The 26028-nt window shown below is 40.3% G+C and carries 25 protein-coding genes; 12 read left to right on the top strand and 13 right to left on the bottom strand.

Translation table 11 applies throughout. From position 1 onward, the window contains the following. Positions 1-107: 107 nt before the first annotated feature. The gene (locus AC6IZ0_RS12125) at positions 108-1196 is read left to right on the top strand and encodes a DNA methyltransferase (protein ID WP_271732995.1); all 1089 of its coding nucleotides are present in this window, start codon (positions 108-110) and stop codon (positions 1194-1196) included. On the opposite strand, the gene AC6IZ0_RS12130 is transcribed toward AC6IZ0_RS12125, so the two are convergent. From AC6IZ0_RS12130 to AC6IZ0_RS12175, 10 genes are all read right to left on the bottom strand, one after another. After that, positions 1162-2082: a hypothetical protein gene (locus AC6IZ0_RS12130; RefSeq protein ID WP_497723112.1), complete on the bottom strand. Its 921-nt coding sequence runs from the start codon at positions 2080-2082 to the stop codon at positions 1162-1164. The genes AC6IZ0_RS12125 and AC6IZ0_RS12130 overlap by 35 nt on opposite strands. Continuing rightward, positions 2079-2339, bottom strand: a complete 261-nt coding sequence (locus AC6IZ0_RS12135; RefSeq protein WP_271732997.1) for a helix-turn-helix domain-containing protein — start codon at positions 2337-2339, stop codon at positions 2079-2081. The genes AC6IZ0_RS12130 and AC6IZ0_RS12135 overlap by 4 nt, the downstream gene beginning before the upstream one ends. 43 nt (positions 2340-2382) lie before the next feature. Next, positions 2383-2652, bottom strand: a complete 270-nt coding sequence (locus AC6IZ0_RS12140; RefSeq protein ID WP_271762685.1) for a MerR family transcriptional regulator — start codon at positions 2650-2652, stop codon at positions 2383-2385. A gap of 17 nt (positions 2653-2669) precedes the next feature. After that, positions 2670-3548, bottom strand: coding sequence for a hypothetical protein (locus AC6IZ0_RS12145; protein WP_497723114.1), 879 nt, complete (start codon positions 3546-3548; stop codon positions 2670-2672). A gap of 60 nt (positions 3549-3608) precedes the next feature. After that, positions 3609-4928 carry a P-loop NTPase family protein gene (locus AC6IZ0_RS12150; RefSeq protein WP_497723115.1) on the bottom strand — a complete coding sequence of 440 codons (1320 nt, stop codon included), beginning with the start codon at positions 4926-4928 and terminating at the stop codon, positions 3609-3611. A 503-nt stretch (positions 4929-5431) separates the two neighbouring features. After that, positions 5432-5539, bottom strand: a complete 108-nt coding sequence (locus AC6IZ0_RS12155) for a WD40 repeat domain-containing protein (protein ID WP_497726048.1) — start codon at positions 5537-5539, stop codon at positions 5432-5434. Continuing rightward, complete coding sequence (locus AC6IZ0_RS12160; RefSeq protein WP_497726049.1) at positions 5490-5666, bottom strand: hypothetical protein; 177 nt, start codon at positions 5664-5666, stop codon at positions 5490-5492. The genes AC6IZ0_RS12155 and AC6IZ0_RS12160 overlap by 50 nt, the downstream gene beginning before the upstream one ends. 429 nt (positions 5667-6095) lie before the next feature. Then, positions 6096-8180: an aminodeoxychorismate synthase component I gene (gene pabB / locus AC6IZ0_RS12165; protein ID WP_497723116.1), complete on the bottom strand. Its 2085-nt coding sequence runs from the start codon at positions 8178-8180 to the stop codon at positions 6096-6098. A 59-nt stretch (positions 8181-8239) separates the two neighbouring features. Then, positions 8240-8785, bottom strand: a complete 546-nt coding sequence (locus AC6IZ0_RS12170) for a single-stranded DNA-binding protein (protein ID WP_497723118.1) — start codon at positions 8783-8785, stop codon at positions 8240-8242. 48 nt (positions 8786-8833) lie between these two features. After that, on the bottom strand, positions 8834-9013 hold the full coding sequence (locus AC6IZ0_RS12175; RefSeq protein ID WP_497723119.1) for a hypothetical protein: 180 nt from the start codon (positions 9011-9013) through the stop codon (positions 8834-8836). A gap of 172 nt (positions 9014-9185) precedes the next feature. On the opposite strand from AC6IZ0_RS12175, the gene AC6IZ0_RS12180 reads away from it, so the two are divergent. Next, the gene (locus AC6IZ0_RS12180) at positions 9186-10481 is read left to right on the top strand and encodes an ABC transporter ATP-binding protein (RefSeq protein WP_497723120.1); all 1296 of its coding nucleotides are present in this window, start codon (positions 9186-9188) and stop codon (positions 10479-10481) included. Between the two features lie 126 nt (positions 10482-10607). Here AC6IZ0_RS12180 and AC6IZ0_RS12185 read toward each other — a convergent pair whose 3' ends face one another. Beyond that, entirely contained in the window at positions 10608-13136 is a 2529-nt protein-coding gene (locus tag AC6IZ0_RS12185; RefSeq protein WP_497723121.1) for a sugar phosphate nucleotidyltransferase, read from the bottom strand. Between the two features lie 353 nt (positions 13137-13489). On the opposite strand from AC6IZ0_RS12185, the gene AC6IZ0_RS12190 reads away from it, so the two are divergent. After that, the gene (locus tag AC6IZ0_RS12190) at positions 13490-13681 is read left to right on the top strand and encodes a hypothetical protein (RefSeq protein WP_497723122.1); all 192 of its coding nucleotides are present in this window, start codon (positions 13490-13492) and stop codon (positions 13679-13681) included. Positions 13682-13825: 144 nt separating this feature from the next. On the opposite strand, the gene AC6IZ0_RS12195 is transcribed toward AC6IZ0_RS12190, so the two are convergent. Together AC6IZ0_RS12195 and pheT are read right to left on the bottom strand one after the other, a co-directional pair. Next, the gene (locus AC6IZ0_RS12195; protein WP_271733010.1) at positions 13826-14095 is read right to left on the bottom strand and encodes a YciI family protein; all 270 of its coding nucleotides are present in this window, start codon (positions 14093-14095) and stop codon (positions 13826-13828) included. Between the two features lie 133 nt (positions 14096-14228). Beyond that, a complete protein-coding gene (pheT, locus tag AC6IZ0_RS12200) occupies positions 14229-16664 on the bottom strand; it encodes a phenylalanine--tRNA ligase subunit beta (RefSeq protein WP_497723124.1) in 2436 nt (811 codons plus the stop codon). 325 nt (positions 16665-16989) lie between these two features. Here pheT and AC6IZ0_RS12205 point away from each other — a divergent pair, with 325 nt between their 5' ends. From AC6IZ0_RS12205 to AC6IZ0_RS12245, 9 genes are all read left to right on the top strand, one after another. Next, a complete protein-coding gene (locus AC6IZ0_RS12205) occupies positions 16990-18318 on the top strand; it encodes a type I restriction-modification system subunit M (RefSeq protein WP_497723126.1) in 1329 nt (442 codons plus the stop codon). Between the two features lie 56 nt (positions 18319-18374). Then, on the top strand, positions 18375-18548 hold the full coding sequence (locus AC6IZ0_RS12210; RefSeq protein WP_497723128.1) for a hypothetical protein: 174 nt from the start codon (positions 18375-18377) through the stop codon (positions 18546-18548). Positions 18549-18652: 104 nt separating this feature from the next. Beyond that, complete coding sequence (locus AC6IZ0_RS12215) at positions 18653-19591, top strand: RpnC/YadD family protein (protein WP_497723130.1); 939 nt, start codon at positions 18653-18655, stop codon at positions 19589-19591. A 73-nt stretch (positions 19592-19664) separates the two neighbouring features. Then, positions 19665-19967, top strand: a complete 303-nt coding sequence (locus AC6IZ0_RS12220; protein ID WP_497723132.1) for a hypothetical protein — start codon at positions 19665-19667, stop codon at positions 19965-19967. A gap of 73 nt (positions 19968-20040) precedes the next feature. Beyond that, entirely contained in the window at positions 20041-20391 is a 351-nt protein-coding gene (locus tag AC6IZ0_RS12225) for a hypothetical protein (protein WP_497723133.1), read from the top strand. 78 nt (positions 20392-20469) lie between these two features. Further along, complete coding sequence (locus tag AC6IZ0_RS12230) at positions 20470-21720, top strand: restriction endonuclease subunit S (protein WP_497723135.1); 1251 nt, start codon at positions 20470-20472, stop codon at positions 21718-21720. Beyond that, the gene (locus AC6IZ0_RS12235) at positions 21720-21971 is read left to right on the top strand and encodes a DUF4160 domain-containing protein (RefSeq protein WP_497723136.1); all 252 of its coding nucleotides are present in this window, start codon (positions 21720-21722) and stop codon (positions 21969-21971) included. Before AC6IZ0_RS12230 ends, AC6IZ0_RS12235 begins: the two co-directional genes overlap by 1 nt. 9 nt (positions 21972-21980) lie before the next feature. Then, entirely contained in the window at positions 21981-22916 is a 936-nt protein-coding gene (locus AC6IZ0_RS12240) for a DUF2442 domain-containing protein (RefSeq protein WP_497723138.1), read from the top strand. Then, the gene (locus tag AC6IZ0_RS12245; RefSeq protein WP_497723139.1) at positions 22913-26014 is read left to right on the top strand and encodes a type I restriction endonuclease subunit R; all 3102 of its coding nucleotides are present in this window, start codon (positions 22913-22915) and stop codon (positions 26012-26014) included. Before AC6IZ0_RS12240 ends, AC6IZ0_RS12245 begins: the two co-directional genes overlap by 4 nt. Positions 26015-26028: the final 14 nt, after the last annotated feature.

Raw genomic sequence — 26028 nt, forward strand, 5'->3', positions numbered from 1 at the left:
TTGAGAATAAAGTGCGGTTGGCGTTTATTTTAGTGTCTCTCACTAGATTATTATCCTAAAATAGGATATATTTACATATATCATGATTTGAAGAGCCGAAAGAATCAATGAGCCGATCTAATCCAGAAGCTAGTTCTACAGTTACCTTGAAAAGTAAAGCCACCAGTACAGTTGGCCGCGGAAAGGTCGTTAGCCCAAACACCAAACTTAACTTTTCGGAATGGAGAGATGAGTACGTTGCTTTATTTCTAGGTAATAGCTTTGAACATTATCAAGATTGGGAGCAGCCTAGTGTAATCGTTTCAGATGGGGCTTATGGTATTCTTGGTTTTGAAGGAGACACATCCGATCATATTGATTTGCCCAATTGGTATGAGCCTCATATTGAGGAGTGGTCAAAAGCAGCGATGCCATACACAACACTTTGGTTTTGGAACTCAGAAATTGGCTGGGCTGTGGTACATCCAATTTTAGAAAAGTATGGTTGGCGCTATATTAACTGCAATATTTGGAATAAAGGCAAAGGTCACATTGCAGGGAATGTTAACACAGAAAAAATTCGCAGATTTCCGGTGGTTACAGAAGTTTGTGTTCAATATGTAAGAGAAGTTAGAATTAACGAACTTACCTTAAAAGCCTGGTTACTGAAAGAATGGAAACGGTCTAGATTGCCTTTACGAAGAGCAAACGATGCTTGTGGTGTGGTAGATGCAGCCACTAGGAAATATTTTGATCAAGGACATTTATGGTACTTTCCCCCTCCAGAGATGTTTGAAAGGCTAGTAAATTATGCGAATGAGCATGGTAGCTCTGAAGGAAAACCTTATTTTTCTCTAGATGGTAATCAACCATTGACAGGAGCACAATGGAGTAAAATGCGATCAAAGTTTAGATGTCCTCATGGTTTTACCAATGTATGGGAACGCCAACCCCTACGAGGTGATGAAAGAGTTAAAACAACATCTGGAAAGGCATTGCATCTTAACCAAAAGCCTCTCGATTTGATGACCATGATTATTGAATCATCAAGTGATGAATATGATGTAGTCTGGGAACCCTTCGGGGGACTGTTTAGTGCGTCTTTAGCAGCCCGGAAACTCAGGCGCAAAGCCTACTCGTGTGAAATTGATCCAGATTATTTCTATTATGGAGTCGAGCGATTTAATCCAGAAGTTCATCAATGCTCTCTTCTTTAATCCCTAGATACTCCTGCAATGATTTTTTTATAGTGACTTCTTGGTGGCTTGATAAAATCCTGTTCCATTGTTTAACTGGCATACCACAAACTTCAACCCTGTAAACACGTTTCTTGAATTCCTCAATGCCGGGGTGCATAATTCTGTCTATTTTAGCAAAGTTAGTGTCTAGCCTGTATTTATATCGTATTAGTAATTCCCGTAGAAGGTGCTGATATTCCTTAGTCGGCTTGTAAATTTTGGCTTCATATCCCCATGAGTCAACTATTTTCTGAGCCTCTAAAAATTCACTGTCAGAACCTTGAAATTTATAGCCATTAGTGTTCGTTTGCTGTAAATTTGCCGTCCTTTGGGTTGTATCCTCTGGCTCCAAAACAAGATAGTCTGGCGGATTATGGTAATGAGTGTCTCTAGCTAGAGCTACTGACAAGCCAGATACAACACACACATCTAAAATACGAGGTTTTCCGTAAATAATCTTCTCAGGTAGCCATGCCAATATCGCAACGTGAGTTTGATCAAATTGAAAGTGATTCTGGCTATCTTTGAATCGCGCTGTTATCTCTGTTGCCAATGGAAACCATGCTTTAATCTCTAATCCTGGTATTGGTTGAATGTTTCCCACAAAGATAGCATCAGGGAATCCCGGATCTTGCCTCTGCCATGTTCCAAATTCAGCAAAATCATCCTGCTTATTTAAAAACTCAACAGTGTTAAATTCGATTAGATTTCCCAGTAATGGTGAAAGCTTCGAGATCACTTTAGCTAAATTGACTGCTGCATTAACTGTCATAGGTTTAGATATGTTTAAAACATCAAATGTATGCCCCGATAAATTAGCTAAATACTCAGCAGCAAGTTTGATTACATCTTGTGTGTTCATCATTTTTCTTCACAAGATGCTTTAGATATTTGTTGTTCAACCTTCCTCAGAATGGCACAAGGATCCACGCCAATTACCCGAGTAACTATGATAAACTCAACGACATCCAAGCGCCGCTCCCCATTCTCATATTTAGCAACAAAAGATTGGGGTTTTTCAAGAGATTTAGCGAGAGATTCCTGAGTAAGTTGTGCTTCCTTGCGTGCTGCAATCATACAGCGCCGGAATATTTCATACTCATGGCTGGAGATAGATTTCATAGGGCTTTGGCTTTAGCACTATATGTATGTCAGTACAATAAACCTATTTTCGGATAATCCCAAAACAGGATAATTGGACTGCAATACCTGTTTCCTGCTGTTGGTCTGTCGCAGTTTGGCGAGATTCAAAAGCTGGCTTAACAGTGGGCTGGTTTAACTCCTCTCGAAAAGCTTCCAGTTCAGCTTGTTCAAAGTTAGCTGTGGGACAAGTCTTACCCTTCTCGTATTTAACGCTGATTCGTCCCTGCTGCACATAACGCTCCAGCGCCCGGACACTTACACCCAGATAGTCAGATGCTTCTTGCTTGTTCATATAAACAACGCAATAGCCTATCGCAAAAAGTTTAAGGCATCTAGCTGTTTTGCGTTTTCGACCTCTCCTATTTTCTGTATCCAATCTCGTCTGAGTTGAGTGCGCTCCAATGTTGTACCAAACTCATCGATCCAAACATCAGCAGCGACTTCCTGTAAAAAAATTTGCCATTCAGTACGAACGTTTTCAGCACGCAATACTCGGTCAATAAATTCTTCAACAATGGCGAAACCTGCTTGGCTTGGCTCTTTTAAAAGGCTTTTAAGTTCTTTCTCACAATTGTTAACTGCTTCAGCTTGAGCCTTACACAGATTATATACAATTTTTTCTGCGGGAGGAGTTGAGTTCACTCGTCCTGTTTTTACATCCATCCATTTATCCCAAAAACCTCCGTCCAGCCTGTAGGTAGTTCTATTAGGAGTTAAGACATCTAAATGCCTTCTAATTCTATGTTGAACGAGTCCGCGATACTGGAGGTCAAATGTTGCAAGTGTTTGAAAACCAAGCTTTAATCCAGTTAAATTTTCGGGAATTTTTTCGGCTAATTGCTTTAAAAAGTCGCTTCCGCGTCCCTCTGCTATTTTCCCTAATCTACCGTGATTGACTAAAACTTCCACTACACGAAATTTTGCTTCCTCCAGAGATTCCTTTAACGCGATATCTAGAGACAAGAATTGTTTTGAAAGATGAGTACGGACTTCATGCAAAGATTCAGCATAGGCAGTCATATATGCCCCAGCAGCATAGCATTTTTGTTCAATTTCGTTAGATGTGGGAATACCTGGCTCAGAACGACAAGCAGCAATAGCAGCATCGACAGCTGATTGAAAATTTTTATCATCACTATCTCGTTCGGAGATCATGGATGAACTCAAACGTTCAAGTTCTCTTGTCAAATCGTTCCAAAACTTGCCAAAAAGTTCGAGAAATTTAGGAAACCAGTCATCTTTTGATGCTTACCTCCAAGCATCCTTAGCTTTGTCCAGTTCGATAACAACAGTTTTCTGAAGCTGAATTAGTCTGTCCTGACAAGCAGAAGCATATTGCCGATCTAATATCTCTATTTTTTGCCCTAGATAATGCAAAACTCGATCTAAAATTTCAATTTGCGCTTCTTCAGAATTAGCACAGTCTGCAATTATAATATCTTGAACATCAATGTGCTTTTCCGTAATTGTAGCAGCTAGGCTTTCACAATTTCTTCGATTGTCAGCACTTCCTCCAATGTGGTTAAGTACCATGAAAGACCATTCTTTGATAGGAAGGTCAATCAAAGCACTATTAGCCATGTCATAGAGTTCAACATCCTCTTTAGACCAAAAATCTCCAGTGGATTTAGGCATACGGACAAACAGAACTAAATCAATATCTTGTCCTAATGTTTTGATCATACGCTCTTCATCACCAATCCCAGTGTCTCCTAACCCCGGCATATCAATTAAAGCGATTTGACCAACATCTACATTGGGAAAAGAACAAACAATTTTAACCTCCCTAACTGCAAGGTAATTAAAGTAAATTCGTTTTCTTTCTAGCGTGTCTTGAGCAACATATTCCCTAATTTCATGCCGTGAAATGCGACGCGGAGAAGATTCTGATAAAGCATTACGATATTTGTCAATGTTTTGATGATACCTACAAAGATGGTCATACTTAGCCGCAGCCTGTCTTTTTTCCGCCAATTCTTTAGGAAGCTCTGGTAAAGGAATATCAGCAAAATCTTGAATTGAACGTGGTCTAGAACCTAAGTGAAGTTGTTCATAATAAGGAGCAATCACTTCATCTAAGAAAGAACGCTCAGTGTGAAACCAAACTTGGGCATAAGTTTCTTTGATCTCTGAATTATGATGGACGTTACTACGAACTCCTGTACAGTGTTGATCATCACCGTCTGGTATTTCAGCCGTTGATAGCCCTGTCAAACTTTGGAGAAGACGGCTCTTACCCTGTCTGGCTCGTCCTACAACTCCTATGTTGAGAGTATTACGCGAAAATCGAGATTTAAGACTGTTGAGAGTCGTTAGCTCGATATCAATACTTTTTTGAATCGCAGAAAAATCAATTTTTCTAAGGCTTCCAACTGTACCAATATCACCAACTCTACCGAGCAACTGGTCACGTTGCCTTTCAAGTTGGCGTAAGGTAGTAGAAAGAGTCTTGAGATTAGTCTCTACAGTTTCAATTTTTTGAGATAGTGGGCGACGCTTTTGAATAATTCTAGTAATTTGGCTAGCTCTTGGTGTCGCAGCGTTATCAATATTAAGGGTAAACGACATAAATTGTGTCTTCCATAGGGTGACTCTATAGCTAAGTTTTCCCGCAACCGTACTCAATAGAACAGCAACTACCAGATAGTTTGTGATCTCCCTGTTAGAGGATGTTTTAAAAGTACGAGGCTGTTGTGAGAAAGCTCACAAAGTATATATTGAATCAAATTAGACTGATAATATCACATTTGCTTTTACAGCATATGTAAATAAATATTTTATTTATACCTGGATCCCAGATGTACATTGACGTAATTTTGTCATCTGCCTAAAGATGGATTTTTCAGAATACAAAATTATTTGCGTGGTACTGTGTTCAATGTTTATGATAGCTGGGTAAGTTTCCTGTATATTGCACAATCTGCTTACAACAGATGCTTTTACTGTGACACTAACTAAACTGAGGATCTAGTTTCCCCGTAACAAAGAAAGAAGAAACTATAGTATAGAATGTGTTATATTTAACAATTTTTGCTCTTACAAATTTCCCCACCGACTTACTCAGCTGTGAATTAATTACGCCTTTGCCAAATCTTGATAGTACCGTCTTTACTTCCAGAGAGCATGGTTTTACCATCTGGGCTGAATGCTATTGAACGAACCCCATGGAAGTGCCCAATCTGAATGTCCCGTGAAAGTGGCAATTGACCGCCGGGTTGCTACATCCCACAGTTTGATGGTTGTATCCCTCCTCTCAGAAGAAGCTAAGGTTTTAACATCCGGGCTGAAGGCTACTAAACCAACTATGAAATGGCGATCGCCTTACAGTAGCGCTTCGCCCTTTGCAAATAGTTTGATGAGGTTTGACCCCACCCCCAACCCCTCCCCTTACAAAGGGATGGGAGTATATGGAATGGCTTACAGTAGCGCGATCGCCTAAATGCTGTTGTAATGCACTAGTTAACTATTACCGAAGTTCAATCAAAAAAGCTGAAATAGTGATTCTGATGTATTGACATCGTCAATCTAGCGAGTGCCGATTAACCTCAGTCGCTTGCTATATAAGGGTTTCAGGAGTTTTGTTAGTATGCTTAAGTCCATTTGGGAGGTTAAGTTTATTGAACCTGGCTAACGCCACGCTATCGCTATTGGAAAGTGCCTCTAGACTTCTTACAGGGTATGTGTTTAGAATGGAGGAGTCCCCACTCGCTGGGGACATCAATGCGTAAGTCCTAATTACGATAAAGCCTGAATTAACGCCTTACCTTTGAGAACAGCCTCCTCAAACTCAGCTTCCGGTTCAGATAAAGCCACAATACCACCGCCAATCCCAATAGAAGTCCCTCTAGGAGTCAACACTGCGGTACGAATGACAATATTTAAATCTGCTGCACCATTGAGAGCTAAAAACCCAATAGCACCGGAATAAACTCCACGCGCTTCAGATTCTAACTCATCGATAATCTTCATAGTTCTAATTTTCGGCGCACCCGTCATCGAACCACCGGGAAACGCCATTCTAATACAATCAGTAGCAGTCATATCCGCGCGTAAATAACCCCGAATCGTACTCACAAGTTGATGTACTGTGGCGTAAGTTTCCACATCCATCAACTTTGTCACCTGGATACTACCCACTTCACATACCAAACCTAAATCATTGCGTAACAAATCCACAATCATTAAGTTTTCGGCGCGGTCTTTTTCACTATTGAGCAGTTTTTCCCGCAGTATTTTATCTTCCTCTGGAGTCTGACCACGGCCTAAAGTTCCTTTAATCGGCTTAGTTTCTACCCACCTAGCGCGGTCAATACGTAAAAATCGTTCTGGAGATGAACAAGCAATAGCGACTTCGCCAAAGCGCATAAATGCCGAGTAAGGAGCCGGATTAACTCGGCGTAAGGTACGATAAAAGCATAATGGATCGGGAGCAGCATCTGTGTAAAGTTTATTAGTCAAACAAATTTGATAGCTTTCCCCGTCCTTAATTTTGTGCAGACATTGGTAAATATCATTTATGTAGGTCTGGTGAGAACGACTCAGACGGAAATTGATGGGGGTATGACTAAGGGGCGGTACAATAGGTGGAAGGTCTGGGAGTGTGCGCAGTTGTTTTTCTGTTGACTCTAACCACTCCTTTGCTGCTGTAGTTTGATGCTGTTTGGCCAGACATACCAGATAGGTAGTTTGTTCTTGGTGGTCAAACACAATGATTTGATCAGCTAACAGAAACATAGCATCGGGAAGGGGTCCACAATGAACTAACTCAGAACCACATTCTGCCTTGATTTCATAACCAAAGTAGCCCACAAACCCACAATTGAAGTCAAAGGGTAGCTCATCAGACTGATAACTACGCTCATTAATTTGACTTTGAAGATAGTCAAAAATACTGACATTTATCTGTGTCTTTTGACCAGATTGGGTAATAGTTAATTCTCTAGTTTCCGTGCGGTATTCAACCAACAAGCTATTTAAACCGCCACTTCCTCCCATAAAAGAGAAGCGAGAAAGACCAGGCTCAACTAAGCTACTATCAAGCCAAAAGGCGTGAGTATCTTTACCGATCGCTTGTGTGGCTTGGCCATACAGATGTACAAACACCTGTTCTGGATCTGGATAGATATCCAGTTTTTGACTATAAACTTGGTACTGGCAAGGAATAATAGGATTTTGTCGAGTCAATTTTTTGGCACTGTCTTGATACTTAGTTTCTCTCTCTCGGTTCGGGGAGAAGTTCTTAGTAAAATTACGGAAGTTTTCTAAAATCTTCCAGCCGTATTCAGTGCAGATTGATTCGGGATGAAATTGCACACCCCAAAATGGTAAATACCGATGACGCAGCCCCATGATCAATCCGGCTTCTGTCCAAGCGACTCTTTCTAAACAGTTGGGTAAGTCTTGGGCAACCATTAAGGAATGGTAGCGTACCACAGAGAAGCCCTGGGGAATTCCCTCAAATAGAGCAGAACTATTGTGATATATTTTACTAGATTGCCCATGCATAACCTCCGGTGCATGAGTTACAGTACCGCCGTATACATGAGCTAGTCCCTGGTGACCAAGACAAACACCCAGCAGGGGTACATCAAGATTTTGGAGATTTTGAATCACTTGGCCGCAGCTACCAAAGTCCGAGACATTTTCTGGACGACCCGGACCTGGGGAAATCACAACATTGTCAAATGTGAGTTTGATTACATCCTTCCAATCAATCTGATCATTGCGAATTACCAGGGGAAGTTCTCCATTCACCTGAGCGAGCATCTGATAGAGATTAAATGTATAGGAGTCGTAGTTATCAATAATCAGTGATCGCACTTCATGTTTCCCCTTGCTCATTACTCAACGGTTCTTTTGACCCAGTTCCCATCCCCGACTTAGAAAGGAATGTCATCGGGATCTTGTTCTTGCTCGTTCACAGGGGTATAAGCAGTGCGTTCAAAATTTTGGACTGGCTGTGTGGATGGGAAGTTGTTCCGCTGAGGTGCAGCGCCAACGGGAGTCGGGGCGCTGACTGGAGGTAATTCAACTTCGTTGCGTGAAGGTGAAACAACAGGGGATGCTGTTTGTAGGGGTGTTGAGGTGACGGACGAATTTAGCGTTGTGGATGATGTAAAATTACTTCCTAGAGGTTGAATCTGTTGTACTGTTAATTCAGCCCGTTTTTCTTTAAACCCTTCTTGACGCTCAACAGTGTGCATCCCTAAGCGTCCTGCTAAAATCACCCGATCGCCTTGGTGGTACTTTTGCTGAATTTCTGTAGCCATATTCCCCCAGCCCACTACCTTTAGGGTAACTAACTCGTCTTCCGCACGCTGAGAATTGGGGAACTGTACCAGCATTTCCGTGATTGCTAAGTTATCGGCTGTATAGCGTAATTGTGGTTCTTGAATGATTTCCGCCATTAAAACGCAGCTATTCATTTAATCCTCCTAATTGGACAAGTTTTTGATCAAGCAATAAGATTTTAATTAGCTAACTATATTTAATTTGCCTAAATGAATTCCTGACATACACTTTGAGCTTTGAGTCTTTTCTAGCATAAAAGCCAAGCGATCGCTTTGAATAGTACTTGCGATACCATTCCCTACCTTCGCCTGACTAGAACGAGCATTAAATTCTGCATGAGTAGTACAATCATACCACTTCATGGGCAAAAAATACTCTCATAAATCTAGGGTAGTCTGCTTTGTTGGTTACAGTTTTTTTACTTTTCCTAGTCACAGGTAACATATATCATGGGTGCTGATAGCGTAGCGTGGGGTAAGCCATATCTTCCCCTGTGCGGAGTCAGCCATATAATTACCGTTACTTCAGATACTCGTGGCGCAAGTTGTTTTAGAAAATATTTATAAAACGTTTCCCCAGCGGAAAGGGGAAAGTGTAGCATCCCAAACCTTTCCTAGTCATAGGAATAAAAAAAATGCTACCCCAGAACCGGCAGAAGTTATCAATGTCTTACGGCGAATTAATTTGACCATCGCCGATGGTGAATTTATGGTGCTGGTGGGTCCTTCAGGTTGTGGTAAAAGCACTCTACTCCGGTTAATTGCCGGACTAGAAGCGATGACAGCAGGGAATATTTGGGTGGGCGATCGCTTAATTAATCACCTACCACCCAAAGAAAGAGACATTGCCATGGTGTTTCAAAATTACGCCCTCTACCCCCACATGACTGTCTATGACAACATTGCTTTTGGACTCCGTCGCCGCCCATTAGGAAATGGGGAAAGTCAAAACTCCTCACTCCCAACATGGGCGACAAATCTCCTTGTGGGAATCACCAGAAAGTTACCTAAAGGACTACGTTACATTTCTGCTCAAGAAAGGCAGGTAGATCACCAGGTGCTAAATGTTGCCCAATTATTACAAATGGAAACCTTGCTGAATCGTTTACCCAAACAGCTATCGGGGGGTCAAAGACAACGGGTAGCTTTAGGAAGAGCCATCGCCCGTGACCCCCAAGTGTTTTTAATGGATGAACCCCTTTCTAACTTGGATGCTAAATTGCGGGCCCAAACCCGCGCCCAAATTGTCAAATTGCAACGCCAACTAGGAACCACCACCATTTACGTCACCCATGACCAAACCGAGGCTATGACTATGGGCGATCGCATTGCCATTATGAATCAAGGTCAAATTCAGCAAGTCGCATCCCCATTAGAACTTTATAACCATCCTGCTAACCGCTTTGTGGCTGAATTCATTGGTTCCCCGCCCATGAATTTTATTCCGGTGAGGTTCCATGCTCCGTTATTAATTACCCATAACCATTTTCGCCTCACTCTCCCAGACGTTTGGGCGACACCCCTGCGGAAATATGATCAGCAAACCATCATTTTAGGTATTCGCCCGGAACACTTAATTTTGAGTGTACCAGCGACCAAAAATTTACCCGTCAAAGTAGACTTGGTAGAAAATCTGGGCAATGATTCTTTTGTGTCTGTGAGAATTTCCCCACCTGAATCTCAAATTGAGTATACAGACAACTATCTACAGGTGCGAGTTCCACCGGATAGGTTAGTCAAGGTTGGTGAGGAATTATGGTTCTCGTTAAATCCAGAAAAACTGCACTTTTTTGATCCTCAAACTGAGTTAGCGATAGGTTACCCCGGCTAATCCGCTTTGTTAAACCTACTCAAAACTAACCAAGTCTACACTTAACTTCCGAGCTTCCCAGTGGTCTAAGAATGACTTCTAAATAACCACTATTGTATGGCTATCGCCACGCTATCCTATCAATATTTACACCTCTGCTGGTTGGTATTCTTGTTGTCTTTCCACGAAGGTCTGAACACGGGTGCGGTAGTTTCTGAGTGTTTCATCTACCCAATCGCGATCATTACTGTTGGCATACAAATGTACTAAAGGCTCGCTGGCGTCTGGTAAAACTAATAGCCAACTATCATCGTAGGGTTGGCAAATTTTCACCCCATCAATTAACTCTAGGTTTTGGGCTGGGTGTGTTTCCACTAAATAACGCATCAGCGCTCCTTTAGCACTCCAAGGACAACGGACTGTATAAGCTTTATGAACCACACGGGGTAATTCTGAACGCGCCGTAGCCAGCGATCGCTCTTGAATAGTCAGCATCTCAATTAACTTAGCGATGCAGAACATGGAATCAAAACCCGGATGTAAATGGGGGAAAATAAAACCAGTTTCGCCACTACCGCCTAAGACGACATTAGAATTTTTTTGACAAGCCTCCATCAAAGCTGTAGGATTAGCCTTAGTGCGAATTACCCTGCCATCGTGACGACGGGCGACTTGTTCCACAGCACTAGAAGCATGAACAGGTACAACTACCGTGCCTCTGGGGTTAGATGTTAATATCATGTCTACCATCAGTGCTGTTAAAATTTCCCCCCGAATGGGAAAGCCTGATTCATCAACTAAAATCAACTGTTCCCCATTAGCTGAGACTTGCACACCAAAGTTGGCTTTGAGCGCCTCCACTACATGACCCAGCTGAGTCAGCAGTGTTTCGCGGTCGGTAACTGACATGGCCGATTTATTCACACTCGCATTCAGTACCACTGCATCAGCGCCAAATTTATCTAACATGAGTGGTAAAACCGCCCCAGATACAGCATAAACATAGTCAATTACTACTTTTGCTCGACTGTTGCGCAGGGTATCAACGTTTAACAGCTTCTCAAAGGCTGTGCAATAGCGTTCAATTACTTGACTGGTATAGGCTACATCGCCAACTTCATGAATTTGCGATCGCCGCATATCTTCCTTAAAATAAGCTCCTTCAACTTTCTTCTCCAGAGCTTTGGTAATATTAATCCCCTTAGCATCCATAAATTCAATCAGGATATAATCAGGGCGATCTGGGTGTACCCGTACATGAACCCCACCGGCGACGGACATTGTGGGTATAACTGTCCGTGCTATGGGAATAGCTGTAGCATCGAGATTTTGAATATCAATACCTACAGACATCAAACCAGCAATTAATGACCGGGTAACCATGCGAGAAATGTTGCGTTGATCACGGGAAACTGTCACCTTAGAACCGGGTTTCAGGGTAGAACCGTAAGCAGATCCCAACTTCACAGCAAATTCTGGGGTGATGTCAATATTAGCTAATCCTTGTACACCACGCTGCCCAAATAAGTTTCTTTGAGCAGTGTTACCCCAAATCAAGTTAATATTGAGCACTGCACCTGATTCAATCTTTTTGCTGGGCCAAACCCTGACATTAGGGCTGATTTGTGCTTCTTCCCCTATAGTAGACAGGGAACCCACTACAGCCGCTTCTAAGACATGAGCGCGCCGATCAACACGGGTACCGCGAGAAATCACGCAAGCGCTCAGATGTGCTTCATCTCCGATAATTGACCCATTCCATAAAATCGGTCGTTTCAGATTGGCATCAGCGCCAATGGTGACATTATCTCCGATGATGGTTCCTGCTTCAATTTGCACTCTGGCCCCAATGCGGCAATTATCACCAATTAGGGCGGGAGTTTCAATTATGGCTGTGGAGGGGATAAAGGTATTTTGCCCTACCCACAAGTTTGGTAAAATTTCTGGATAAGCAAAGTCAAGTTTTACTTTACGATCTAAGGCGTCATATTGAGCTTGACGATAGGCATCTAAATGACCAACGTCGCACCAGTAACCTTTAGCAATGTAACCATACAGGGCTTGACTTTTTTCCAGCATTAAGGGAAATAAGTCTTTGGAAAAGTCGCATTCTGTATGAGATGGTAGATAATCTAATACTTCTGGTTCCAGAATGTAAATACCTGTGTTGACCGTATCAGAAAAAATCTCACTGCTAGAAGGTTTTTCTAAAAAGCGCCTAATTTTACTTTCCTCGTCCGTAATTACCACTCCAAATTCTGCGGGGTTGGGAACTCGGGTTAAAACTAAGGTGGCTTTTGATTGTTTTTGCTTGTGGAATGCGATCGCCGCTGTTAAGTCAAAATCTGTGATACTATCACCGCTAATCACTAAAAATGTTTCATCCAGCAGTTCGGCAATATTCTTGACACAGCCTGCGGTTCCTAGGGGTTGGTCTTCTTCCACAGCATAGGTCATCTGCACGCCAAAATCGCTGCCATCTTGAAAGTAGTCTCGCAAGACATCTGGTAGATAATGCAATGTAGCAATAACTTCTGTGATTTGATGTCGCTTTAGTAGATTGATGATATGTTCGGCAATGGGCCGATTCAGAATAGGCACCATTGGTTTAGGCAGATCACAAGTTAACGGGCGAAGCCGAGTACCCGAACCGCCTGCCATCAGTACTGCACGCATAAATTCTCCTTAGCTATTTGCAGTTTTTGCTGCTTACACACCCGTGAGAGTATATTGATTGTATGTTCTTTCTTTAGTCTCCTATGGATATTGGCATTTAAGTAACTGACCTAAGATGCATCTAGTGAGAAATAGGCATATTTATGATCTCTTCATCAGGAAGCCATCAAATCAAAAGGGACAAGGAAAATTTGGGATGTTTTGACTTTCGGTTGTTTTTTTTTGTCTCTATGTTTTATGGTGGCATTAGGTACTTCATTTTGATCAATGTTAACTAGCTGTAAAATATGAAGTTACGTCATGTAAGTATCATAAATTACATAATCTAAGTGTCAATAACGGAGTCGATGACAATGATCAAGTTAATTATTTTTGGCTTAATAGTGGTTTATGTGGGTGGTGTTTGGAAGTTATGGAATGGGTTTGAACGAACTAATTTCAGTCAAACTTTATCTAATCGCCTGAGTTTATCATTGTTATGGCCAGCTTTATTTATTGCCAACAAGTCATATCGGCACAATTTTAGAAAAGCTTTAAAAGGCTAATAAACTCACTAATCAAGCCAGTCCAGTTGAGGTAAATGTTCAATAGGTATCCGAAGCTGTGAGAGTTAGAGTGAGTGAATTAGACTAGCCGTAACAGAAAATTTCTCGGTGCGTTACGCGTTCGTCAACGCACCCTATAATTATTCAAAAGGCTTGAATCCACTCTTTCACAAAATATTCAGTCCAGATGCCATTTTTCCAGTAGGGGTCATTTTCCACTAATTGGCGCACAGTTGCTTCGTCTTCAGCTTCGTAAATTCCAAACACTTTAGTAGTATCCTTGGTCGGACCGAGAGTAATCAGTAAACCTGATGCTTTTTGTTTTGCTAACCCATCTAAGTGGTCTTGACGATAGGGGTCCCGTTTTTCCAAAACGTTTTCGCAGTAAGTTCCCCACATGATGTATTTCGGCATAATTACTGTTTTTTTATCTTGAAAATATACTTCTTTCCCAAGATTCTACTATATATCTGAGACAGTTAAGATGGGCAATTCTTGAATTTCAAGATTGGAGATTTTGATGGTCAAAACCTCCAATCACTGTTAATTAACTTCTGAGACTAACGCCAAATTTCTCCACTAAAGCTTCACGAACCTTATTATGTACAGGCTCAACTTCAGTATCAGTAAGAGTGCGATCGCTCCCTCGATATACTAGACGAAAAGCTAAACTGCGTTGTCCTGGGGGGACATTCTCACCACGATATTCATCAAACAATTCTACAGATTCCAGTAGTCCCTTTGCGGCTTTGTGAATGGATTTTTCAATTTCTGCCACCGAGACGTTTACAGGTGCGTAGAATGCAATATCGCGATCGCTCGCTGGATAGGTAGAATAAGCCACAAAAGTGGGAATGAGAATTTCATCTTGATCAATGGCATCCAACAACACATTAACATCTAGCTGGAACACATAGACAGAATCAGGTAAACCCCGGTCTTGTCGTAATTGGGGATGAAGTTGCCCAAATATACCCAGTCTGTTACCACCCACCCACAAAGAAGCAGTGCGTCCTGGGTGTAAACGCTGATCGCGACAATCTGGTTGATACTCTACCTTTAAATTGAGTGCATTAAAAACACTTTCCAAAATACCTTTGGCATCAAACCAGGTCATAGGTTGTTCACGACCGCCTTTTGACCACTTACCCAAAAACCTGTCCCCTCCCATAATACCAGCGATCGCATCGGTTTCTTCCAAACCATCTTCTTCTTCCCAGAAAATGCGCCCCATGTCAAAACCATTCAGAGAACCATTTCCTTGCTCTAAATTGTATTGAAAAGCATCAATCAAACCCGATATCAAATCAGTTCGCAGTGCCGAATATTCCCCAAACAAGGGATTACTTAAAACAATTTGTCTATCATCCCCTGGTTTGACCAAAGAATAATGCATCACTTCAGTTAATCCTTCCGCCCTGAGAATAGCGCGTAACTTCCGGATTAACTCTTGATCTACGGGTAAATAACCAGCCTCCGACTTTTCTGGCAGAGTATCACAAAAATTGTCATAGCCATAGAGACGGGCTAACTCCTCAATCAAATCAATTTCCCGTTCTAAATCACGGTAACGATAGGGCGGTACTGTCACCCTCCAAGTTTGTTCACCCGTAGAAGTTAGGTTACATCCCAAAGCAGACAGAATGCGTTCCACATCAGCGGCGGTAATTTCTCCGGTATCCTCTCCCAAATCCACAGGACCGAGCACCTGATTAACTCGGTCAAGACGTAGAGATATAGAACGACTCCAAGTAGATGGGTCTGGGTCAGTGTCAGCAATTTCCTGTTGGACAATCACCCCACCAGCTAATTCACTCATCAGAGATAAAGCACGGTTACAAGCTATTTCTAACTCAGCCCTATTAACACCCCGTTCATATCTTCCCGAAGCCTCACTTCTTAACCCCACACTCCGAGCAGAACGACGAATAACCACAGAATCAAACAAAGCAGCTTCTAAAACAATACTGTGAGTACCGTCATAGACTTCTGTTTCCTCTCCACCCATCACACCCGCCAGCGCAACCGGTGTATTGTTAACAGTAATTAACAAATTTTGGCTTGACAATTTGCGCGTTACCCCATCCAGGGTTTTCAAAGATTCCCCAGCAGTAGCAAAGCGAACACCAACAGTCAGACCCTCACCGCCCCCAACAGATTGTAAACGGTCTTTGTCAAAGGCGTGTAGTGGTTGTCCCCATTCCCATAAAACATAGTTAGTAATATCCACAACATTATTTATAGGTCTTACCCCAGCCGCCCGTAAACGCTGTTGCAACCAATCAGGAGAAGGGGCAATTTTCAGTTGTGCAACTACAGTACCAATATAAGCAGGGCAAGCCTGGGTATCAGCAACTTTTAATTTTAAATTACTAGCACCCCTGGATACTGATGTAGTCTCAGGTTGAGGTATACTTAACTTACCGCCAGTCAAAGCCGCCACTTCCCTGGCTATCCCTACCATACACAGAGCATCAGCACGGTTAGCAGTAGCAGTAACGTCTAAAATTACATCATCTAGACCTAATAACGGACGCACATCACTACCCAAAGGTAGATTTTCCTGGGGGAAAATATGGATTCCATCCACATCACTAGGTAAGCCCAGTTCTTTTAAAGAACAAATCATACCTTGAGAAGGGACACCGCGCAACTTTGCCGGCTTAATTTTTAAATCGATATTTGGTAAATAAGTACCAGTAGTAGCCACTGGTACGTAAATACCCGCCTTGACATTAGGCGCACCACAGACAATATTTAAAGTCTCAGATGCGCCGATATCCACTTGACAAACACTTAATTTATCAGCGTTGGGGTGGGGTTGACGCTCAAGCACTTTACCCACAACCACGCCATTAGCCCAAGTTTGGCGATCTTCTATCTCTTCGACTTCAAACCCAGCCATTGTTAGGGTTTGTGCTAATTCTTCTGGACTCAGTTTAATTTCTACCAGTTCCCGCAGCCAATTTAGAGAAATACGCATGGAGTGTGCTTACTTGTTGAAATATTGTCGAGTGCTGTAGAGACGGAATTAAGGTGTCTCTACCAAAGAGGGAGAATACTAATATCTAGTTTTTACCTAGCCTCTTTTGCATCTTGAATCATCCTACCGAAAATTTGGGGTGAGAGCGTCCCAGTTTTATGGCGACTTGAGCAAGGATTTTTGTTGACACTCCCCCTGAGTTGACTACTTGAATGATTTACAATCATAAGTATTACTAAAATCAACGTAAAATCACTGACTAAGTTGATGGTATGATTTAATCAATCAGAACCAGGACAACAGCAGGTGAAGGGTGAGGGACTAAGTGGTCAAGAAACAAACTAAATCTAAAGCTGGTAGCACTAACTTGGGCTTTGAAGAGAAATTATGGCAAGCTGCGGATAAATTGCGGGGTCACTTAGATGCTGCTGAGTATAAACACGTTGTCTTGGGCTTGATTTTTCTTAAGTACATCTCTGATGCTTTTAATGAACTCTACGATAAATTAGCACAGGATGAATACGCCGACCCCGAAGCTCGGGACGAATACAAGGCGGAAAATGTATTTTATGTTCCCATACCTGCACGATGGTTACATTTCCAGGGTAACGCTAAAAACCCACTGATTGGGCAATTAATTGATCAAGGGATGGAAGCCATAGAAAAGGAAAATCCCTCTCTCAAAGGTGTATTACCGAAAGAATATGGTAAACCCTCCCTAGATAAACGATTACTGGGGGAATTAATAGATTTAGTTAGCACCATTGGGTTAGGCGATGCGGAAAGTCGCTCTCAGGATATTTTAGGGAGAGTTTACGAGTATTTCTTAGGACAGTTTGCTAGTGCGGAAAAGAAGAATGGGGGACAGTTCTACACCCCACGATGTGTGGTGCAGTTATTAGTAGAAATGCTCGAACCCTATAAAGGACGAGTTTATGATCCTTGCTGTGGTTCCGGGGGAATGTTTGTTCAATCTGAGAAGTTTGTCGAGTCTCACGGGGGTAAAGTTGGGGATATTTCTATTTATGGCCAAGAGTCTAACCCCACTACCTGGAAGCTGTGCAAAATGAATTTAGCTATCCGGGGGATTGAGGGGAATATTGGCTCAGAAAATGCTGATACTTTCCGCAATGATTTACACAAGAATTTAAGAGCAGATTATATTCTAGCAAATCCTCCTTTTAATATGAGTGATTGGGGTGGGGAAAATTTACAAGAAGATGGACGCTGGATTTATGGTACTCCCTCGGTTGGTAATGCTAACTATGCTTGGATTCAACATATTATTAGTCATTTAGCGCCTGATGGTTGTGCGGGGTTTGTATTAGCTAATGGATCGATGAGTTCTCATCAATCGGGGGAAGGGGAGATTAGAGAGGCTTTAATTGCAGCTGATTTAATTGATTGTATGGTGGCACTGCCGGGGCAATTATTTTATAATACTCAAATTCCCGCTTGTTTATGGTTTTTGACTCGCAAGAAATCCGGGGGTAAGTTCCGCAATCGCACAGGGGAGACTTTATTTATTGATGCGCGGAAGTTGGGGGTTTTAATTGACCGGGTACATCGAGATTTAACAGAACAAGAAATCCAACGCATTGCCCAAACATATCATATCATAATTGGCGCTTTAGCGGTAAAGAAGAATATGTAGATATTCCTGGTTTTTGTAAAAGTGCGAGTTTTGAGGAAATTAAGGAACATGGTTATGTGTTAACACCGGGGCGCTATGTAGGCGCTGAGGAAGTAGAAGATGATGATGAACCGTTCACAGAAACAATGTCACGTTTAACCGCCAAATTAGATCAACAATTTGCCGAAAGTGGGAAGTTAGAGGCGATAATTCGGGAGAATCTCCGGGGGTTAGGATATACAAGTATATGATGAGGTTTTTGTACAATTACCCACCTGTGAAAATTTTCCCAGGGTACTTACACAAAGTATGAGAAAATTCTTATGAGAAGATTATTGAGAATATTGTCATCAATATGACCGAAATTACAGCTAACTATGATGAAACCTGGAAAGAAGTAATAGGAGATTATTTTGATTCCTTTCTCGCCTTCTTTTATCCAGAAATAAATCAAGAAATAGATTGGACTAAAACCCCCGTTTCTCTTGATAAAGAATTGGAGCAGATTAGCGCATATGCGGAGAGTAAAACCCGCCATGCTGATAAATTATTTCAGGTGTGGTTGTTAGATAATCAAGAAGTTTGGGTATTAATTCATGTAGAAGTACAAAGTCAATATGATAAAGAATTTTCGCAACGAATGTTTATCTATAACTATCGGGTTTTTGATTTATATCAAAAACCAGTGATTAGTTTAGCTATACTAGGGGATGAAACGAAAAATTGGCAACCTAATTCTTACCGATATGGTTTAGGGAGTAGTCAACTAATCTTTAATTTTTCTAGTGTTAAGCTGCTAAATTATCAATGGGAGGAGTTAGAGCGAAGTAATAATATTTTTGCTATAGTGGTAATGGCACATTTAAAGACTAAAGCCACTAATAGCAATCTGTCAGCTAGGGAAGAGTGGAAATGGAAGTTAGCTAGATTACTCTATGAAAGAGGTTATAACCGTAAAGAGATTGTTGATTTGTATAAGGTCATTGATTTAATGATGGCTTTATCTCAAGATTTGCAATTAAGTTTTGAGGAAAAATTAACTAATTATCAGGAGAAACTAAAAATGCCATTGTTAACGAACATTGAACAACGGAGTATAGAAAAAACTCGGAAACAAGATATTTCTGATTTACTGATTAGCCGTTTTGGTAATTTACCCGAAGATGTAATAGAAGATATTGGCAAAATTCAGGATATAAATATTTTGAAACAACTTCTCATATCAACAATTAGTGTTAGTTCTTTAGAAGAATTTGCACAGCTTGTTAACTCTCATTTACCAGCAGCAGATTAATAGATGTAGGTTGGGTTAAGCGAGGGCGTAACCCAACAATTGATAATATAGTTTACATAAGGTCATTGATATAATGATGGCTTTATCTGGAGATTTGCAATTAAGTTTTGAGGAAAAATTAACTAATTATCAGGAGAACCTAAAAATGCCATTGTTAACCAACATTGAACAACGCGCTATAGAAAAAACTCGGAAACAAAATATTTCTGATTTACTGATTAGCCGTTTTGGTAATTTACCCGAAGATGTAATAGAAGATATTGGCAAAATTCAGGATATAAATATTTTGAAACAACTTCTCATATCAACAATTAGTGTTAGTTCTTTAGAAGAATTTGCACAGCTTGTTAACTCTCATTTACCAGCAGCAGATTAATAGATGTAGGTTGGGTTAAGCGACAGCGTAACCCAACAATTGATAATATAGTTTACATAAGGTCATTGATTTAATGATGGCTTTATCTGGAGATTTGCAATTAAGTTTTAAGGAAAAATTAACTAATTATCAGGAGAACCTAAAAATGCCATTGTTAACCAACATTGAAAAACGGACTATAGAAAAAACTCGGAAACAAGATATTATCAAACTGGTACAAGTGCGGTTTGGTGACATTCCAGAGAATCTGGTTGCAAGCATTAATAAAGTTGATGATACATCTTTTTTAGAACAAATATTTGTATCAGCGATTAGTGTTAGTTCTTTAGAAGAATTTGCACAGCTTGTTAAATCTCATTTACCGACTAGTGAACATTTGGAAGCTGACTTAGAAGTGGTAAATGTGGAATTTGAGGATGAGTGATGATGTAAATTATGGCACGGTTTAATAAGTTGGTATATTTGGAGAGGGAGATTAGACGTAATTTATGGGGAGTGGGGTATGAGTAAAAATCTTCCTAGCAATTGGCAACAAAAGAAGTTAGAAGATTGCATGGAAGCAATCATTGATTATAGAGGTAAAACACCTGAAAAGACATCTTTTGGCATACCATTAATTACGGCAAAAATTGTCAAAGATGGACGAATTAATAACATACAAGAATATATTGCAATAAAAGATTATGATTCTTGGATGCGTCGCGGACTTCCCCAACCAGGTGATATTGTGATGACAACTGAAGCACCGCTTGGAGAAATCGCACAATTAGATAATAGAAAAGTTGCTCTTGCTCAAAGATTAATAACTCTTCGTGGTAATCCAAAAATTTTGAACAATAATTATTTAAAATTTTTAATGCAATCATCTATTGTTCAAAATCAACTTCATGAAAGAGCTACAGGAACGACTGTATTAGGCATTAAACAGAGTGAACTACGCAAAATTAATTTAGTTCTCCCCCCCCTACCAGAACAAAAAGCGATCGCACATATTCTGGGTACACTAGATGATAAAATCGAACTGAATAAACAGATGAACGAAACCCTAGAAGCCATAGCTAGGGCAATTTTTAAGTCATGGTTTGTGGACTTTGACCCAGTACGCGCCAAGATGGAAGGGAAACAACCCCCAGGTATGGACGCAGCAACAGCGGATTTATTCCCTGATGAGTTTGAAGAGTCTTCTTTGGGTTTAATTCCCAAGGGGTGGAGGGTTGGGACATTAGGAGATGTTTGTGAATTTGCTTATGGTAAAACCTTAAAAAAAGAAAGTAGAAAAAATGGTAATATTCCTGTATATGGTTCTAATGGACAAATTGGCTGGCATGATGAAGCACTTGTCAACAGTCCTGGTGTTATTGTGGGACGTAAAGGAAATCCAGGAATCGTAAAATATTCACATACAAGTTTTTATCCAATTGACACTACATTTTACATAATACCAAAAGCAACAGTTATGAGTATGCAATATTTCTTTCATTATTTATCCTTTTTGGATTTAGCATCTTTAGATGGTGATTCTGCTGTTCCTGGTTTAAACCGCCATATGGCATATATGAGTAACATCCTGATACCACCAACTAATATATTAGATTTTTTTGAAAGATACACTTTGAGTTTTGCTGATCAGATTTATTCTAATGCTAAGGAATCTCATACACTCGCCACTATCCGAGACACCCTATTACCCAAATTGATGTCAGGAGAAATCCGGGTCAAAGAAGCAGAAAAGATACTTCATGGGGTATCCTAATGCCAGAAATTAGTCGTTTATCAGGTGTAATTATTACAATGTATTACAATGATCATCCCCCACCACATTTTCATGTTCGTGATTCAGGACAAAAAGCAATAATTACTATAGATTGTCCCAGAATTTGGAAAGGAGAGCTTTCAAGATATACAGAAATGCTAGTAATAGATTGGGCAAAATTACATCAGGACGAACTTAGAAAGAATTGGGAACTAGCTCGAATTAATCAACCTCTGAATAAAATAGGATAGAATTAATATATGCTTCAAGATATTATAGAAGTTCGGGCATTACCTGGCTATAGGCTTTATCTTAGTTTTGAAGATGGAGTACAAGGAGAAATTGAACTAAAAAAAATTATTAAATTTACTGGAATTTTTGAGCCTCTTGAAGAATATGATTATTTTTCTCAGGTTATAGTTAACCCAGATTTAGGGACTATTCAATGGCCTAATGAAGCTGATTTAGATCCCGATGTTCTATATAATAAAATTACAGAGCAAAATCTTAGCAATCAATCTACATTTGATGATTTAGACATGAATCTTGATTCAAATAATGAAGATTGGGATATAATTCAAATAAGAGTATATAATTATAATATACTTGATGTTGGTATGCCTATTAACGAAGCAATTAAGATTTTAAAATATACTAAAGATTTACTATTATATACAGCTTTATCTACAATTGAACCAAAACCAATTTTTCAAGCGAAGAAATCTAAACAAGCAATCCAATATATTGAAAATATTCATATTGAAAATATCTCTGTAGAACAAACATACAAAGATAGTTATATAATTAATTTAATTTCTCCTCTTCCTTTTGGCAGAGAGTTTAATTTAATTTCTCCTCTTCCTTTTGGCAGAGAGGTCTTACAAAAGATGTTCGCAGCATTAAATCTACTAAATACCATGGGGATGACAGAGGATATATCTACTATAGAAATTAATCAATTAAAAACTTTCATAAACAAAGGTATTAGTTATAATTTTTGTGAATCGTTGATAGCAATAACTAATGCTAGTAAAGGAAAAGAAATAGGTTTATCCCTCAAAGTTTCTCCTAGATTAAAATTCCCTACATATATTCCACAAAAGATTAAAATTTCTCGTGAAATCATAGAAAATGTAAAAAATATAAAGAATTGTTTTAAAAAAAATTCGCAATTTTTCTATTCTAAGACAAAATGAATAACTTAAGAGAATCTATTGTTGAACAAGCCACCATTGACTGGTTATCAGAACTTGGCTACACCTACTTAAACGGTGCGGAAATCGCCACTGGCGCAACCCAGAGCGATCGCCAAGAATATGATGATGTTGTCCTGATTAACCGCTTACAAAATGCATTACAAACCATAAACCCCCATATTCCCTTTGACGCTATCCAAGACGCAATCAAAAAAATTACCCGGTGCGAAACAGCAATACTTAATGAAAATAACCGCCGGTTTCATCGATATCTCACAGATGGGGTAGATGTTGAATATCAACAAGGGGGACGGACTCAACACAAAAAAGTTAAAATCATTGATTTTGAACAAACTAATCAGAATGATTGGTTAGTAGTTAATCAATTTCGGGTTCAAGAAACAGGTAAAACGGCGCGTACCCCCGATGTGGTAATTTTTATCAACGGTTTACCCATCGCCGTGATGGAACTCAAAAACCCCGCCGATGAAAACGCTACTTTAAGAGGTGCATTTAACCAACTGCAAACCTATAAACATGATATCCCCTGTTTATTTCCCTATAACGAAATTCTGGTAATATCCGATGGTACTTACGCTAAAGTGGGAACATTAACCGCAAATTGGGAGCGGTTTATGCCTTGGCGTTCCCTAGATGGGGAAAATATTGTCACAAAACAAGAAGCAGAATTAGAAACTATTATTAAAGGTATTTTTCATCATACTACTATTTTAGATATTATCCAATACTTTATTGTTTTTGAAGTCAACGAAGACAAGATTATTAAAAAAATGGCTGGGTATCACCAATACCACGCTGTGAATAAAGCTATTACTGCGACTATCGCCGCCACTCGCCCAGATGGAGATAGAAAAGTGGGGGTAGTTTGGCATACCCAAGGGAGCGGTAAAAGTCTCACCATGGCTTTTTATAGTGGGAAGTTGATTCAACAACCAGAAATGGAAAATCCCACCTTAGTTATTTTAACTGATAGAAATGATTTAGATGACCAATTATTTACTACTTTCTCATCCTGCATTGATTTACTGCGCCAAACACCCAAACAAGCAGCAAATAGAGAAAGTTTAACAGAACTATTAAAAGTAGCAGCGGGGGGAATTATATTTACTACTATCCAAAAGTTTGCCCCAGAAACAGGTAATGAGTACCCGGAACTTTCCCCCCGGCGCAATATTGTTTTAATTGCTGATGAAGCCCATAGAAGCCAATACGGCTTAAAAGCTAAAGTTGTGCAAAGGGATGATGAGAATTATATTAAATACGGTTATGCCAAATATTTAAGAGATGCTATACCTAACGCGGCTTTTGTAGGTTTTACGGGTACACCCATTGCCCAAACTGATAAAAATACCACTGCTTTATTTGGTAATTATATAGATATTTACGACATTCAACGGGCTGTGGAAGATGAGGCCACAGTCAAAATTTATTATGAGGGACGATTAGCCAAATTAGATTTAGACCCTTTAGAACGCCCCAAAATCGACTCAGATTTTGAGGAAGTTACAGAAGATGAAGAACTCATCACTAAAGAAAAACTCAAAAGTAAATGGGCGAGATTAGAGGCTTTAGTGGGTGCTGAAAAACGTATTAATCAAATTGCTCAAGATATCATCACACATTTTGAGAATCGCACCGCAGCACCAGAACTTAGAGAGGGTAAGGGGATGATTGTTTGTATGAGTCGCCGTATTTGTGTAGACTTGTACAACGCTATGATCCAACTAAAACCAGAATGGCACAGTGAAGATGATCGCCAAGGGGTGTTAAAAGTTATTATGACTGGTTCTGCTGCGGATGACCAGAAAATGCAGCCCCACATCCGCACTAAAAAAGCCCGCAAAGACTTAGCTAAACGCTTCAAAAAAGCCGATGATGCTTTTAAATTAGTGATTGTCCGGGATATGTGGTTAACTGGTTTTGATGCACCTTGTTTGCATACTCTTTATGTAGATAAACCCATGCAGGGACACAATTTAATGCAGGCTATAGCCAGGGTAAATCGTGTCTTTGAAGATAAACCAGGGGGGTTAGTAGTTGATTACCTGGGTATTGCGGAACAACTCAAAGACGCGCTCAGAGATTACACCGAAAGGGATAGAGGGGAAACAGCAATCGATACCAGTATCGCCTTGGCTGTGATGCAGGAAAAATGGGCAATTGTCAAAGCCATGTATGAGGGTTTTGATTACCAGAAGTTCTTTACAGGTAAACCCACAGAACGAGTATCGATGATTCCCGCCGCCCTGAATCATATTCTGGGGTTAGAAGAGGGTAAACAAGGTTACATTAAGGCTGTGAGTGAGTTATCTAAAGCCTTTGCCTTGGTGAGCAGTACGGATGAGGCGATCGCAATTCGGGATGAGGTGGGATTTTGCCAAGCTATCAAAGCAGCTATGGTCAAGTATACCACAGTTAAGGGTAAAAGTCCAGAAGATATAGATGCGGCGGTGCGTCAAATTGTCTCCAAAGCGATCGCCAGTGACCAGGTAATAGATATTTTTACATCTACTGGATTAAATCAGGTAAATATCAGCATTTTCTCTGATGAATTTCTCGAAGAAGTGCGGGGTTTACCCCACAAAAACCTGGCGGTAGAAACTTTACAAAAATTAATTAATGAGCAAATTAAAATCAGTTCTCGTAAAAATCTGATTAAATCTCGTTCTTTCCGAGAAATGTTACAAAATACCATCAAAAAATATCAAAATCGTGCCATTGAAACCGCCCAAGTCATCAATGAACTGATTTTACTAGCAAAAGCCATGAAGGAGGCACAAAAACAGGGTCAAGACTTAGGATTAACTGAGGATGAAATAGCTTTTTATGATGCTTTGGAAGTTAATGACAGTGCGGTGATGATTTTAGGAGATCATACCCTCAAAGCGATCGCCCGGGAATTAGTTACAGCCATTCGTGCTAATTTAACCATTGATTGGACAGTTAAGGAAAATGTGCAGGCTAATTTACGAGTAAAGATTAAAATATCACTCAAAAAGTATGGCTATCCACCAGACAAACAAGCAAAAGCCACCATCACAGTTTTAGAACAAGCCGAGTTACTTTATCAATCTTAGGGTATAATTGGCTC

This window comes from Anabaenopsis sp. NIES-4685, assembly GCF_059725405.1.